The following is a 13,288-nucleotide window of genomic DNA, read 5'->3' as shown; positions in this document are numbered from 1 at the left end:
ACGATCAGTTTGTTCAACAATTATAATTGGCTTCTAAGTTTTTGCACGTAGTCAGCAACTAACCAACGCTCATGGCTACTTAATTGATTGGCATGAGAACCCATTGAATTCAAACCATACGTCACAACGTGAAAAATACTTCCTTCAGTTATTACTCTATCTTTATAACTAGGAACTCCAAGAAATTTTTCTCTCTCAACTAATTTCCCTTTACCATTACCCGTTGCACCATGACAACTCATACAATAAATTTCGTAAAGTTCTTTTCCTTTTTCAGAATTTAAATCTAGTGAATCCAATGGTGACTTTAAATTAGCTTTAGCCAATTCATATCCTGCAGTTGTATTTTCATATTCATAAGGTTCAAAACCTCTATTAATACTACCTTGAGCAGGAATTTGTGCTTCTTGACCATTTGCAAAAGCTTTAGATTCTGAATAGGTTTCATAACCTAAAGACTCATACATATTTGGAAAATACTGATAATTCGGCGCTTTATCATTACGGCATGAAGCTACTAAAATAGTAATGCCTAACAATAGTGTTATTTTATATACCCTTTTCATATCTAAATTAATTCTTTTCTATTACTTTAACTTCTACAGCACCTGTATTTTTGAAAAAAGAAACCAATTCTTCTTCATTGTTTTTAATAGCAATTTCCATTAAGAAATGATCATCTGTAGTTCTAACATCTGGATTTTCAGCTTTCTTAAAAGGCCATAATTTACTTCTCATATAAAAAGTAATTACCATTAAGTGGGCAGCAAAGAATACAGTCATCTCAAACATAATTGGTACGAAAGCAGGCATATTTTGAATATAACTAAAACTTGGCTTACCTCCAATATCTTGAGGCCAATCATGAATCATAATATAACTCATCATGAAAGTTGCAAAAGAGATACCAACACATCCATACAAAAAAGCGCAAATTGCTAATCTAGATGGTGCTATTCCCATAGCTTTATCCAAACCGTGTACTGGGAATGGAGTAAAAACTTCTTCAATATGATGGTGAGCTGCTCTGGTTTTCTTAACCGCATTCATCAATACATCATCGTCATTATAAATGGCGTATATTACTTTATTACTCATGGTGTGAATCTTTATTTGCTTCTCGTTCTCTTATGTAATTATCTCCTGTTGCTTTTAATATTGTTTTAACCTCTGCCTGTGCAATTACTGGGAAAGTTCTAGAATACAATAGAAACAATACAAAGAAGAAACCTATTGTTCCAATGAAAATTCCAATATCAACAAATGTTGGCGAGAACATTGTCCAAGAAGATGGTAAGTAATCTCTATGTAGAGAAGTTACAATAATCACAAATCTCTCAAACCACATTCCTATGTTTACAACAATCGAAATCACAAATGAAAACATAATACTTGTTCTTAATTTTTTGAACCACATAAATTGTGGAGAAAAAACGTTACAAGTCATCATTGCCCAATATGCCCACCAGTAAGGACCAGTTGCTCTATTCAAGAATGCATATTGTTCGTATTCTACACCTGAATACCAAGCTACAAATAACTCAGTGATATAAGCAACACCTACAATAGAACCAGTAATCATGATGATAATATTCATCAATTCGATATGTTGTAAAGTAATGTAAGCTTCTAGATTAGATACTTTTCTCATAATAATAAGCAAAGTATTTACCATTGCAAATCCAGAGAAAACTGCTCCAGCAACGAAGTAAGGAGGGAAAATTGTAGTATGCCATCCTGGAATTACAGAAGTAGCAAAGTCCATAGATACAATCGTGTGTACAGAAAGTACAAGAGGAGTTGCTAAACCAGCAAGTACCAAAGATACTTCTTCAAAACGCTGCCAATCTTTTACTCTACCGCTCCATCCAAAACTTAAGATAGAATATACTCTTTTATTAAATGGAGTTATCGCTCTATCTCTAAGCATTGCAAAATCTGGTAATAGACCAGTCCACCAGAAAACTAACGATACTGATAAATAAGTTGAGATTGCAAATACGTCCCAAAGCAATGGCGAGTTAAAGTTAACCCATAATGAACCAAATTGATTTGGAATTGGCAATACCCAGTAAGCTAACCAAGGACGTCCCATGTGAATGATTGGAAACAAACCTGCTTGAATTACAGAAAAAATTGTCATTGCTTCTGCTGAACGATTAATTGCCATTCTCCATCTTTGACGGAATAACAATAATACTGCAGAAATTAATGTTCCAGCGTGACCGATACCAACCCACCAAACGAAGTTAGTGATATCCCAAGCCCAACCAACTGTTTTATTTAATCCCCATGTTCCAATACCAGTAGACACGGTGTAAACAATACATCCTATTCCCCAAAGGAAGGCTGCTAAAGCAATTGTAAATACAATCCACCAATGTTTATTCGCAACACCTTCAACAGGGGCAGCTACATCTACTGTTACGTCGTGATAAGTTTTATCACCTATAACTAAAGGCTTTCTAATACTAGAGTCGTATATATGAGACATATTCCTTTATATTGATTTTAAATTTATTTCTAAGTGTTTCTAACTTTTACGTGATAAACCACATTTGGTTTTGTTCCTACATGCTCTAATAAATGATAAGATCTATCATCAGCGGCTAATTTAGCAACCTTACTTTCCTTATCATTAACATCTCCAAAAATCATTGCTCCACTAGAACAAGCAGATGAACATGCCGTTTGAAACTCACCATCTACAACTTCTCTTCCTTCTTTTTTAGCATTCAAAATTGTAGCTTGTGTCATTTGAATACACATAGAACATTTTTCCATAACTCCACGAGAACGAACGTTAACATCTGGATTCAACACCATACGTCCTAAATCATCATTCATGTGATAATCAAACTCGCTATTTTTGTTGTATAAGAACCAGTTAAAACGACGTACTTTATAAGGACAGTTGTTAGCACAGTAACGAGTACCAACACATCTGTTGTATGCCATGTGGTTTTGACCTTGACGACCATGAGAAGTAGCAGCAACTGGACAAACTGTTTCACAAGGTGCGTGGTTACAGTGTTGACACATTACTGGTTGAAAAGCAACCTGAGGATTATCTCCTGCCTTTTCCATTTCATTAAAAGTAGATAATGAACTAGACAATCCAGCAATACCTTCTTTTCTTTCATTATCTCCTTCAAAAGTACTTTCAGAAGAATAGTATCTATCGATACGCAACCAGTGCATATCACGACTTCTTCTTACTTCTGATTTACCTACTACAGGAACGTTATTTTCAGCATGACAAGCAATAACACAAGCCCCACAACCTGTACAAGCATTTAAATCGATAGAAAGATTGAAGTGGTGACCTACAGAACGATCAAAAGATTCCCATAGATCTACAGAAGTCGCTTCAACTTCTTTGTGATCTAAAGATACTTTTGGAGTTTGATTCCAAATTTTAGAATCCTTAGTATTAAAGATTTCTAATGATGTCTCTTTAATAATATCACCTCTACCCATCAATGTTTTTTGACCTTGAACACAAGCGAACTCATGTTCTCCGCCAGCTTCAACTAATTCAACTGATTGAACATCATTAAAACCTTTATATAAAGCGTAAGCATTAATACCTACTTGCATTTCTTCTTTTAAAGCCGCTTTACGACCATATCCTAAAGCTAAACCAACTGTTCCAACTGCTTGACCTGGCTGAACAATAACTGGAACTTTCTCTAATTTTGTACCATCAGCAGCTGTAATTGTAACATAGCTACCATTCAAACCACCATTGGCTACAATTTCATTAGATAAACCTAATGTTTTTGCATCAGCATTAGAAACCGTTACATAGTTATCCCAAGATACCCTAGTAATTGGATCTGGAAACTCTTGTAACCAAGGGTTATTTGCTTGTTGACCATCTCCCATACCCGTTTTAGTATACAATACTAATTCTAATCCAGAAGCAACTTTAGACTTAGCTAATTCTGCAGCTGCAGAAGCATAATCAGCAGTACCACCTGACAAGGTTTGAGGGGCTCCAACAAAGACACCATCATGCAATACTTTATTCCAAGTTGAACCTGCTATAAATGATGATGAATAATTTTTTAAATAATCGTAATAATTACCAGTAAGACCACTAATAGACATCAAAACATCTTGAAATTGTTTTGTATCGAATAATGGACGAATTGTTGGTTGTGTTAAACTATATGTTCCTTTAGTTAATGCTAAATCTCCCCATGCTTCTAAATAATGAGGAACTGGAGCAGCAATAGATGCAATAGCTGCAGTTTCATCTTCTTTTAAAGATAAAGCTACAGAAGTTTTTACTTTTTTAAGACCTTCAACAAAAGAAGCTGAATCGGACAAAGTGTACACTGGGTTAACTCCACTCATAATCAAAGTATGAATGCTACCCGCTTTCATATCATTAACTAATTGAGACACTTTCTCATCAGACCCTTTTCTTATTTGTCTAGCACCAACCGTAGTAAAAGCTTCACTAGCTAGAATTTGATTGATTGCTAGCACTAGCAATTGTGCATTTTTATCTTGAATCCCTGAAACCAAAAGTCCTTTAGAACCGGCAGCTTTTAATTGCTGAGCGGCTTTAGTAACTTCTGCTTTAAATTCAGGCGCCAGGTTTACAGCAACTGCCGAACCTGTAATTACATTATATATATGTACTAATGCTTGTTTTTGATTCGCAACCGACATCGGTAAACGCTTATCAGCAGCAGCACCAGACAAAGTCATGTTAGCTTCTAATTGGAAATGACGAGACATTTTTCCGTTTTTTGGAACTCTACCTTGTGCATATCCTGCGTCATATCCACCACCTTGCCAATCACCTAAGAAGTCAGCTCCAACAGAAACTATAAGTGATGCTTTTGAGAAATCATAATCTACTAAAGCTCTTTCTCCATAAACTGCTTCAAACGCATCCAAAGCTGATGATGATGAAACTGCATCATAAACTACGTGTTTTGCATTTGGATTTGCAGCAATAAAATCAGCAATTAATTTTTCAGTAGAAGGACTAGCTAAAGTATTTGTCAATAAAACCACTTGACCTCCATTAGCTTTTGCATCAGCAATACTTGATTTAATTCTTGAATCAACTGCTGACCAAGAAGAATCTTTTCCTTCAATCTTTGGTGCTTTCAAACGCATACTATCATACAATGACAATATTGAGGCATGAATTCTTGCATTTGCAGCAAATTTCGCTCCCGAAATAGTGTTATTATCTATTTTAATAGGACGCCCTTCACGTGTTTTAACAAGTAGGTTTGCAAAATCAAATCCATCAAATACAGAAGTAGCATAATAATCAGCTACTCCAGGAATGATTTGCTCTGGCTGCAATACATAAGGAATCGACTTGTTCACAGGACCTTCGCATGCTGCAAGTGTAGCTGCAGCAGTACTAAACCCAACGTACTTTAGAAAATCACGTCTTGAAGTTGAAGAAGATGACATTGCATCAACATTCCCTAAAAATTCATCCGTAGGAATCTCTTCAACAAACTCGTTATTTCTAAGCGCCTCAACAATAGAACCATTTTCTAGTTCCTCAACACTTTTCCAGTATTTTTTGTTTGATGACATTGTATATATATATTAAAATCTTAATAAATTGATTAATAGTGGCATTTTCCACATTCTAAACCTCCCATTTGTGCTTCAGTCAATTTTTCCACACCGTATTTCTTAGAAAGTTCTTCGTGTATTTTAGTGTAATATCCATTTCCTTCCATTTTAACGTCAGTTTTTCTATGACAGTCAATACACCAACCCATAGTTAATGGAGCAAATTGTTTTTGAATTTCATAAGTTTCAACAGGACCGTGACAAGTTTGACATTCAATACCTCCAACTGTTACGTGTTGCGAGTGATTAAAATAAACAAAATCAGGCAAATTATGAATACGAACCCATTTAACAGGCTGTGTCTTTCCAGTATACGACTGCGTTGCTTTATCCCAACCTACAGCATCGTATAATTTCTGAATTTGAGCATCATAGAACGCTTTGCTGTACTCAGGAGTAGCTGTGGTTTCAGCAACTTCAGAAATGTTTTTATGACAGTTCATACACACATTTAAAGAAGGAATACCCGCGTTTTTACTTACTCTAGCTGCAGAGTGACAGTATTTACAGTTAATCTCATTGTCCCCAGCGTGAATTTTATGAGAATAATGTATAGGTTGAATTGGAGCATAATCTTGATCAACACCAATTTGCATTAAATATCCATATACAAAATAACCACTAGCTAAGAGTAAAAAGATAGAAGTCACCAATACTAAAAATTGATTTCTAACAAAAGCTTTCCATATTGGCGTACGTTCAACTTTAGGAGCTACTTCTATACCATTTGCTTTAGCAACTTTCGTTAAAACATTATTAACCATTATTAGCATAACAACTAAAACGACTAAAACTAACGCAAGAACTCCTAATATTACATTATTAGAACTTCCATTTTCTACATTTGTTCCTGGAGGACTAGCAGCTCCTCCAACCGCAGCAGCAGGTTCCGCTTTTGGCTCTGAAGTGTAAGCTAAAATATCATCAATATCAGCTTCAGACAATTGCGGAAAAGCGGTCATTACTGACTTATTATATTCTTCAAAAATCTTTACCGCAGCAGCATCTCCCGATTTAATCAATTCAGAACTGTTGTGAATCCACTTGTAAAGCCATGCTTTATCATACTTATCAGCAACTCCTCTTAATGCAGGTCCGGTAGCCTTAGCATCAAGCTTATGACAAGCAGCACAATTAGAATTAAAAAGCGCTTTACCATTTACTGCATCCCCACCAGCTGAAGCAGCTGCAGGAGCATCGGTTGCCGCCGCCTGAGCAGCATCTTGCGCAAATGAAGAGAAGGAAAAAGAAAGCATTAATGCTAGACTTAAAAATAATTTCCTTGAGTTCGAATTATGGTTACCCACCTTTTTCATAAAGTATAATGATTATCTACTAATAATTGGCACATTTTTTTATACTAAAATTGGATATAAAAATGTCCCTTTATTTTAAACTTCGACAAAAATACGACTTAAGAACTATTCTCAAAACCCTAAAACAACTCAAACAACAATTTATATTTATTCTAAATAACTTTTTTATTTCACAATCTATGAATAAATATTATTTTTACTCAAAAATCTTCACATTATGAGAATTTTAACTATTTCAAATCACTTTTTTCAGATTGCCTTACTCTCAATTTGTTGCTTTCAATTAAGCGCTCAAGAAGCAAAAATTAACATTAAGCAAAATCCTAAGTTCGAACAACTACTAAACGAAAAAAGAAAAATTAACGCCTCAATAGCTGTTAATGAACGATATAAAATCCAAGTTTTTAGTGGAAATAGTGAAAAGGCTAAAAGCACGTTAAATGATTGCAAACAAAACTTCACAGACTTAGACGCCACTATCGTTTTCAACACACCTAATTACAAGGTTTGGATAGGAAACTTTAGAAACCGTATTGAAGCAGAACGGAATTTAATTGAAATTAAAAAAATGTATGAAAATGCTTTTTTAATAAAACCTAAAAAATAAAATTTCACGAGCCTAATTAAAAATATTTGTAAAAAAGAACCTTATAAATAAAAATATAAGGAAATCAAATGATAAAATATCTTGTTTTGAAATAGCATAAAAACATATTGATATTTAATTTTTTAAAGGTTTTAAGCCCTTTAACTTTATAACTTTCGACTTGTTTAGTTTAGTTTTGTTATTTTAAGCATTTTTAATAAGGCTTCAAGCTTAATTTATAGGTTCTGGATATTTAGGTATTCTTTTATCAGTATCTGTTTATATCCAGATGATCAGAAAAAAAAATCTTTAGCAAAAATCTAAATAAAGATTTAGCTAAAGATTTTTGGAAACTTAAATTTCAAACACGCTAAAACCCTTTTCAATTGACGTCTTACGCCAAACGATTAAGAACCACAAACTACATCAAACTAAGAATCTCTTTTTTGAAAGCATCATACTCTCCTTGTAAAATCAATCCGTTGTCGAGGAGTTTTTTGTAGTTCTGAAGTTTAGCAAAAAGTTCGTCTTGCGTCAATTCGCTTGTAGATTTTTCAATTGATGGAGCGGTGTTTTCTTGAATAGGCTCAGCATAATTTGAAGTTGCTGGCATTATTTCAGCATAATGAGTTACTTCTTCAGTTTCTATTTCTTCCACTTCCTCAACAACTTCTTCAGGAGCAGTTACTGGGTTTTGGGTAGAACCTGTTTTTAAAACATCTAATTGTTCCTTAGCATAGGTAAAAATCTTTCGGGCTTGGGTTTTCGGAATATAATCAATCGAAACTGTCATATCCGTTTTTGTCGAAAAAGAAAACTCTGAACCTAAAATATTCTCTTTTACAAAAGTGCCTTCAATTTGATCCCAGGTGTAATCCACAAAATCCATCGAAAGACCTAAATTTTTAGGCTGGCAAATGATGATTCTTTTATTTGTCAAAACAATACTATCTGGAAAAACAGTGATTGCTGGTTTTTTCTGTACTCCTATATATCCTATTTCTTCATTTTTCATTAATAAATCATTCAGCTTTGAAGTGATTTTTTCGATAGCCTTGGGATCTTGCTCCTCGTTTAAAAACTTTTTAATTTGATCTTTCATTTTAGACTTGATTTATATTCGATTGGTTAAATAGTCATTTTTTACTTTACAAAAATAAGACCTAATTTCAATGGACAAGCGAATGTATTTTATTTTTACCACGAATTACGCTAATCTCTATAAATTTTAATGATTTTGCCTAGTCCTAAAATAGGTTTACACAAAAGATATAAAATTAATGAGTAATACAAGTAGAACAAAAGAGAGAAATAATTATTCAAATTAAACCAACGAGTTTAAGCATATGGCTAGTAAAGAGCACCAAAAAGGGAATCAAATAAAAGAAGCTATAAAAATCAAATATGGCATAAAAGGCAGTACACGTATATTATTTTAGTGGCTAGGTAACTTGGGTTATATTACGTCTATCATTTCCTTTAAGACAAAAATTGAGTTTAGGGCTAAACCAAAGAAAAAGACTTTAAAAAGTCTTGAATACGAAATAAGGATTTAAAGCTTGAACTTTCGATGTATCAACGAATGATTGAGATAGACGAAAAGGAATTTAAAAGTTCCTACAATAAAAAAGTTAAATACCAAATAGTCCAAGAAATGAAAGACAAAAAAAATCTAATCAGCCTGATGTAATTTTATGGAGCAATGTCTTTTATGGGCTACTTGGAGGCACACGCTAATATTATTATCTACATTATTCCAATACTTCTTTTTGGAGTTTTTTAGTCAAACTACTAAAAACCAAATCATAAGAATGATCAATCATTTCTTTTAAAAACAAACTAGAAATACTTGTATTTATAGTAACCGTATTCCAATGGTTTTTGTTCATGTGATAACCTGGTTGAACAGCCTCAAATTGAGCTCTCCATTCTTTTGCTAAATCAGGATTGCATTTTAAATTGACCGCTGGCTCTCCTAATTCCCATTGTTTTAAAGAAGACAAAGCAAATATTTTCCCGCCTACTTTAAACACTAAAGTATCCTGATCAAAAGGGAAGTGTTCAGTTACTCCTTTCTTAGAAAGACAGTATTCATAAAAAGTTTCTAAATCCATATTTTCATTTTCTTCAACTAGATCCTGTTTAAAATTCATCAAAATTAATTTTCCCAAACCCTAAAGAGTGTAATTTTGATGAATTTTTAAGAAATTTTTCACCCTTTAGGGACGTGGAAAAAGAAAATTTATTAAAAAAAAAATTAAACAGGTTCTACAATAAATAATTCATTAGTAAATAACAGAACGAAAGAGTAATCCAAAAAATTTTATTTAAAAGCCGAAATTCCAGTAATATCCATTCCGGTAATCAATAAATGAATATCGTGCGTTCCTTCATAAGTAATTACCGATTCGAGATTCATGATGTGACGCATAATCGAATATTCGCCAGAAATTCCCATTCCACCTAATATTTGTCGGGCTTCACGAGCAATTTGAATGGCCATATTTACATTATTTCTTTTCGCCATCGATATTTGTGCGGTAGTAGCTTTTCCTTCGTTTCTTAAAACACCCAAACGCCAAGTTAATAATTGTGCTTTGGTAATTTCGGTAATCATTTCAGCTAATTTCTTTTGTTGTAATTGCATACCAGCAATAGGTTTATCAAATTGAATTCGCTCTTTAGCATACCGCAAAGCCGTGTCATAACAGTCCATTGCTGCGCCAATAGCTCCCCACGCAATGCCATATCGGGCGGAATCTAAACAACCCAAAGGTGCACTCAATCCTGATTTATTAGGTAACAAATTCTCTTTTGGTACTTTAACATTATCAAAAATCAATTCTCCGGTTGCTGAGGCACGAAGCGACCATTTGTTATGTGTTTCTGGTGTAGAAAAACCTTCCATTCCGCGTTCTACAATAAATCCGTGAATCCTATCCGTTTCATCTTTTGCCCAAACAATGGCAATATCAGCAAATGGTGCGTTTGAAATCCACATTTTGGTACCATTTAATAGAAAAAAATCACCTTTGTCTTTAAAATTAGTAGTCATGCTTCCTGGATCAGAACCGTAATTGGGTTCGGTCAAGCCAAAGCAACCCATATATTCTCCCGAAGCCAGTTTGGGTAAGTATTTCAAACGTTGTTCTTCGCTACCGTATTTCCAAATGGGATACATCACCAACGAAGACTGAACCGAAGCTGTAGATCGAACACCAGAATCACCTCTTTCTATTTCCTGCATAATTAAACCATAAGAAATTTGGTCTAAACCAGCACCACCATATTCAGTAGGAATATAAGGTCCAAAAGCACCAATATCAGCCAAACCTTTGATGATTTGCGTTGGGAATTCAGCCTTTTGAGCATAATCTTCAATAATAGGAGAAACTTCACGCTTGACCCATTCGCGAGCGGCATCACGCACTAATTTATGTTCGTCCGTCAATAATTCGTCAAGGTGGTAATAATCGGGAGCTTGAAATAAGTCTGGTTTCATGGTTTTGAAAATTTGTATCTTACAAATCTACATAAAGAAATACAACAAAACGACTAACAATTGTTATAATTTTAAGAAGATACTTTAAAAGGGGTATGTATGAAATCAAACTTTTTTTGGTAGAAAGTAATGTAAACAGTAGTGAGTTGATGAGCGATAAAATTTATATTACATCTTCAAATAAAAATCTGTCGTCAAAGCGATGTATTCTGGAGTATAAATATGTCGTGCAGTTTCGATAATTAATACATCAATAGGAAAAGAGGCAATTTCCTTTCGGCTAAAAGCCAAAAGACTGCGTTTGATTTCGGATGTTGGAGTTCCTTTTACTCGGGTAATTTTTATGGGATACAATTCGTATTCTTTGGCTAAAGCCAAGAAAGTTGATTCTTCTTTGAAAGGAATGATTACGGAGAAGATTCCATTTTCTGAAAGTAATAAATCAGCAGCTTCTACCAAATCTTCAAAAGGCATGGCATCTTGAAAACGCGCTAAATCGCGTTGCTCATTACTGGATTTGTAATCTTCGTTATAAAATGGCGGATTGGAAACAATTAAATTGTACTCGTCTTCGGGTTCTTCAACAAATTCGTCCAAGCCAGCGTGAAAACAAAACAAACGATCATTCCAATCCGAATTTTCAAAATTATCTGTGGCTTGTTCGTAAGCATCTTCGTCAATTTCAAGAGCATCAATTTGCTGCGCGTTGCTTCTTTGTGCAAGCATCAGTGCAATTACACCTGTACCCGTTCCGATATCCAAAATACTAAAAGGATTATGATTTACGGGAGTCCAAGCGCCAAGAAGAACTCCATCGGTGCCTACTTTCATGGCACATCGGTCTTGTTCAAGGGAAAATTGTTTGAATTGGAATTTGGACATCAGGATTCAGATTGTAGATTAACGATTTTTGATTTCAGATTTTTGAGCAACTGATCACTAAAAACTGTCTCTCGACTGCGCTCGAGATGAGAACTGAACACTTTTTAAAGATACATCTCAATCAAACCCTCAGGCAAATCCATGATTACTTTTTTGTTTTCACGGTCAATTTTAATCAAGAAATGGTCAATCATTGGGATTAGAATTTCGGTTCCATCTTTAAGCACTTCAAATAGTGGCTGAGCAGTAGTGTCGTTGATGGATTGAATTTCTCCAACAATCCCCAAACGTTTGTCTTCTACTTCGAAACCAATAACTTCGTGGAAATAGAATTTATTACCCGAAAGTTTGGGTAACATTTTTAGCGGAAGATACAAATCGTTACCCATTAGAGCATCGGCTTCTTCTTCGGTATTGATATCTTCAAAACGAATACGTAGGAAATCGTTTTTGTGTAGTGAGCTACTTTCAATAAAAAAAGGAACCAAGTGTTTGTTGCATTCAACAAACACTGATTCCAAGTTTTCGTATAACTCGGGTTCGTCTGTGTCCAAATAGGCTAAGACTTCCCCCTTAAAACTAAATTTTTTAGCGATTTTACCTAAATAGAAACACTCTTCTTTACGCATTTTCGCTTTCTAAATTAAGCTTGAGCTTCTTCGTTGTTTTCTTCAGTAGCAGCTTCTTCAGCAACAACTTCAGCTTCTTCTTCTACAGCAGGATTTGCAGCAGCAATAGCATCAGCTTCTGCTTGAGCAGCATCAGCTAAACGTTTTGCATTTACAGCTTGTTCTGCTTTGAAAGCTTTTGCTTTAGCATCAGCTTGCACTTTTGATAAACCATCTTTTTTAGCATCTACTTTTCCAGCTTTAGCTTCTAACCAATCAGCTAATTTTGCATCCGCTTGTTCTTGAGTCAAAGCACCTTTACGAACTCCTCCGTCAAGGTGGTGTTTCAATAAAGCCCCTTTATAAGAAAGAATTGCTTTAGCAGTATCAGTTGGCTGAGCACCATTGTGCAACCATTTTACTGCGCTATCCAAGTTTAATTCGATAGTTGCAGGGTTTGTGTTTGGATTGTAAGTACCGATTTTCTCTAAGTATTTACCATCTCTTTTTGAGCGAGCATCTGCTGCTACAACCCAGTAAAACGGTTTTTGTTTTTTACCGTGTCTTTGTAATCTAATTTTTACTGACATAATCTAATGATTAAATTTTGAGGTACACGACCTCGATTAATTAAGGCTGCAAATATACTTAATTTTTTTACATACCCCAATATAAATTTAGTATTTTGATATGTAATTATTTAGCTGTTTTTTTGAATCTTTTTTTGGGCTCAACCGATTTAATTTAGCTTTAATAGTTTATTTTTGTTTACTCG

12 protein-coding genes are annotated in these 13,288 nt (G+C 34.4%); 1 reads left to right on the top strand and 11 read right to left on the bottom strand.

Annotated elements, in window-relative coordinates; genetic code table 11:
- Positions 1 to 20 precede the first annotated feature (20 nt).
- Genes AAGV28_RS05510 through AAGV28_RS05490 form a run of 5 tightly spaced genes read right to left on the bottom strand, consistent with a single transcriptional unit; the run spans position 21 to position 6,935 of the window.
- Positions 21 to 566 (bottom strand): c-type cytochrome, encoded by a 546-nt coding sequence (locus AAGV28_RS05510; RefSeq protein WP_373405827.1) that lies wholly within the window; start codon positions 564 to 566, stop codon positions 21 to 23.
- 7 nt (positions 567 to 573) lie between these two features.
- Positions 574 to 1,098 carry a DUF3341 domain-containing protein gene (locus tag AAGV28_RS05505; protein ID WP_373405826.1) on the bottom strand — a complete coding sequence of 175 codons (525 nt, stop codon included), beginning with the start codon at positions 1,096 to 1,098 and terminating at the stop codon, positions 574 to 576.
- Entirely contained in the window at positions 1,091 to 2,494 is a 1,404-nt protein-coding gene (nrfD, locus tag AAGV28_RS05500) for an NrfD/PsrC family molybdoenzyme membrane anchor subunit (protein ID WP_373405825.1), read from the bottom strand. The genes AAGV28_RS05505 and nrfD overlap by 8 nt, the downstream gene beginning before the upstream one ends.
- Before the next feature lie 29 nt (positions 2,495 to 2,523).
- On the bottom strand, positions 2,524 to 5,577 hold the full coding sequence (locus tag AAGV28_RS05495) for a TAT-variant-translocated molybdopterin oxidoreductase (protein ID WP_373405824.1): 3,054 nt from the start codon (positions 5,575 to 5,577) through the stop codon (positions 2,524 to 2,526).
- Positions 5,578 to 5,609: 32 nt separating this feature from the next.
- On the bottom strand, positions 5,610 to 6,935 hold the full coding sequence (locus AAGV28_RS05490; RefSeq protein ID WP_373405823.1) for a c-type cytochrome: 1,326 nt from the start codon (positions 6,933 to 6,935) through the stop codon (positions 5,610 to 5,612).
- 217 nt (positions 6,936 to 7,152) lie between these two features.
- Here AAGV28_RS05490 and AAGV28_RS05485 point away from each other — a divergent pair, with 217 nt between their 5' ends.
- Positions 7,153 to 7,542 (top strand): SPOR domain-containing protein, encoded by a 390-nt coding sequence (locus AAGV28_RS05485; protein ID WP_373405822.1) that lies wholly within the window; start codon positions 7,153 to 7,155, stop codon positions 7,540 to 7,542.
- Positions 7,543 to 7,942: 400 nt separating this feature from the next.
- Here AAGV28_RS05485 and AAGV28_RS05480 read toward each other — a convergent pair whose 3' ends face one another.
- From AAGV28_RS05480 to AAGV28_RS05455, 6 genes are all read right to left on the bottom strand, one after another.
- On the bottom strand, positions 7,943 to 8,623 hold the full coding sequence (locus AAGV28_RS05480) for a PH domain-containing protein (RefSeq protein WP_373405821.1): 681 nt from the start codon (positions 8,621 to 8,623) through the stop codon (positions 7,943 to 7,945).
- A gap of 649 nt (positions 8,624 to 9,272) precedes the next feature.
- Positions 9,273 to 9,635 carry an MmcQ/YjbR family DNA-binding protein gene (locus tag AAGV28_RS05475; protein WP_373406002.1) on the bottom strand — a complete coding sequence of 121 codons (363 nt, stop codon included), beginning with the start codon at positions 9,633 to 9,635 and terminating at the stop codon, positions 9,273 to 9,275.
- 209 nt (positions 9,636 to 9,844) lie between these two features.
- Positions 9,845 to 11,023 carry an acyl-CoA dehydrogenase family protein gene (locus AAGV28_RS05470; protein WP_373405820.1) on the bottom strand — a complete coding sequence of 393 codons (1,179 nt, stop codon included), beginning with the start codon at positions 11,021 to 11,023 and terminating at the stop codon, positions 9,845 to 9,847.
- A gap of 168 nt (positions 11,024 to 11,191) precedes the next feature.
- Positions 11,192 to 11,854: a tRNA1(Val) (adenine(37)-N6)-methyltransferase gene (locus AAGV28_RS05465; RefSeq protein ID WP_373405819.1), complete on the bottom strand. Its 663-nt coding sequence runs from the start codon at positions 11,852 to 11,854 to the stop codon at positions 11,192 to 11,194.
- Between the two features lie 155 nt (positions 11,855 to 12,009).
- The gene (rimM, locus tag AAGV28_RS05460; RefSeq protein ID WP_373405818.1) at positions 12,010 to 12,534 is read right to left on the bottom strand and encodes a ribosome maturation factor RimM; all 525 of its coding nucleotides are present in this window, start codon (positions 12,532 to 12,534) and stop codon (positions 12,010 to 12,012) included.
- 14 nt (positions 12,535 to 12,548) lie between these two features.
- On the bottom strand, positions 12,549 to 13,103 hold the full coding sequence (locus AAGV28_RS05455; RefSeq protein ID WP_373405817.1) for a 30S ribosomal protein S16: 555 nt from the start codon (positions 13,101 to 13,103) through the stop codon (positions 12,549 to 12,551).
- Positions 13,104 to 13,288 lie beyond the last annotated feature (185 nt).

Origin of the sequence: Flavobacterium zubiriense, from assembly GCF_041729725.1 — a bacterium.
Taxonomy (GTDB): Bacteria; Bacteroidota; Bacteroidia; order Flavobacteriales; family Flavobacteriaceae; genus Flavobacterium; species Flavobacterium zubiriense.
This window is presented reverse-complemented; position numbering and strand designations above follow the sequence as displayed.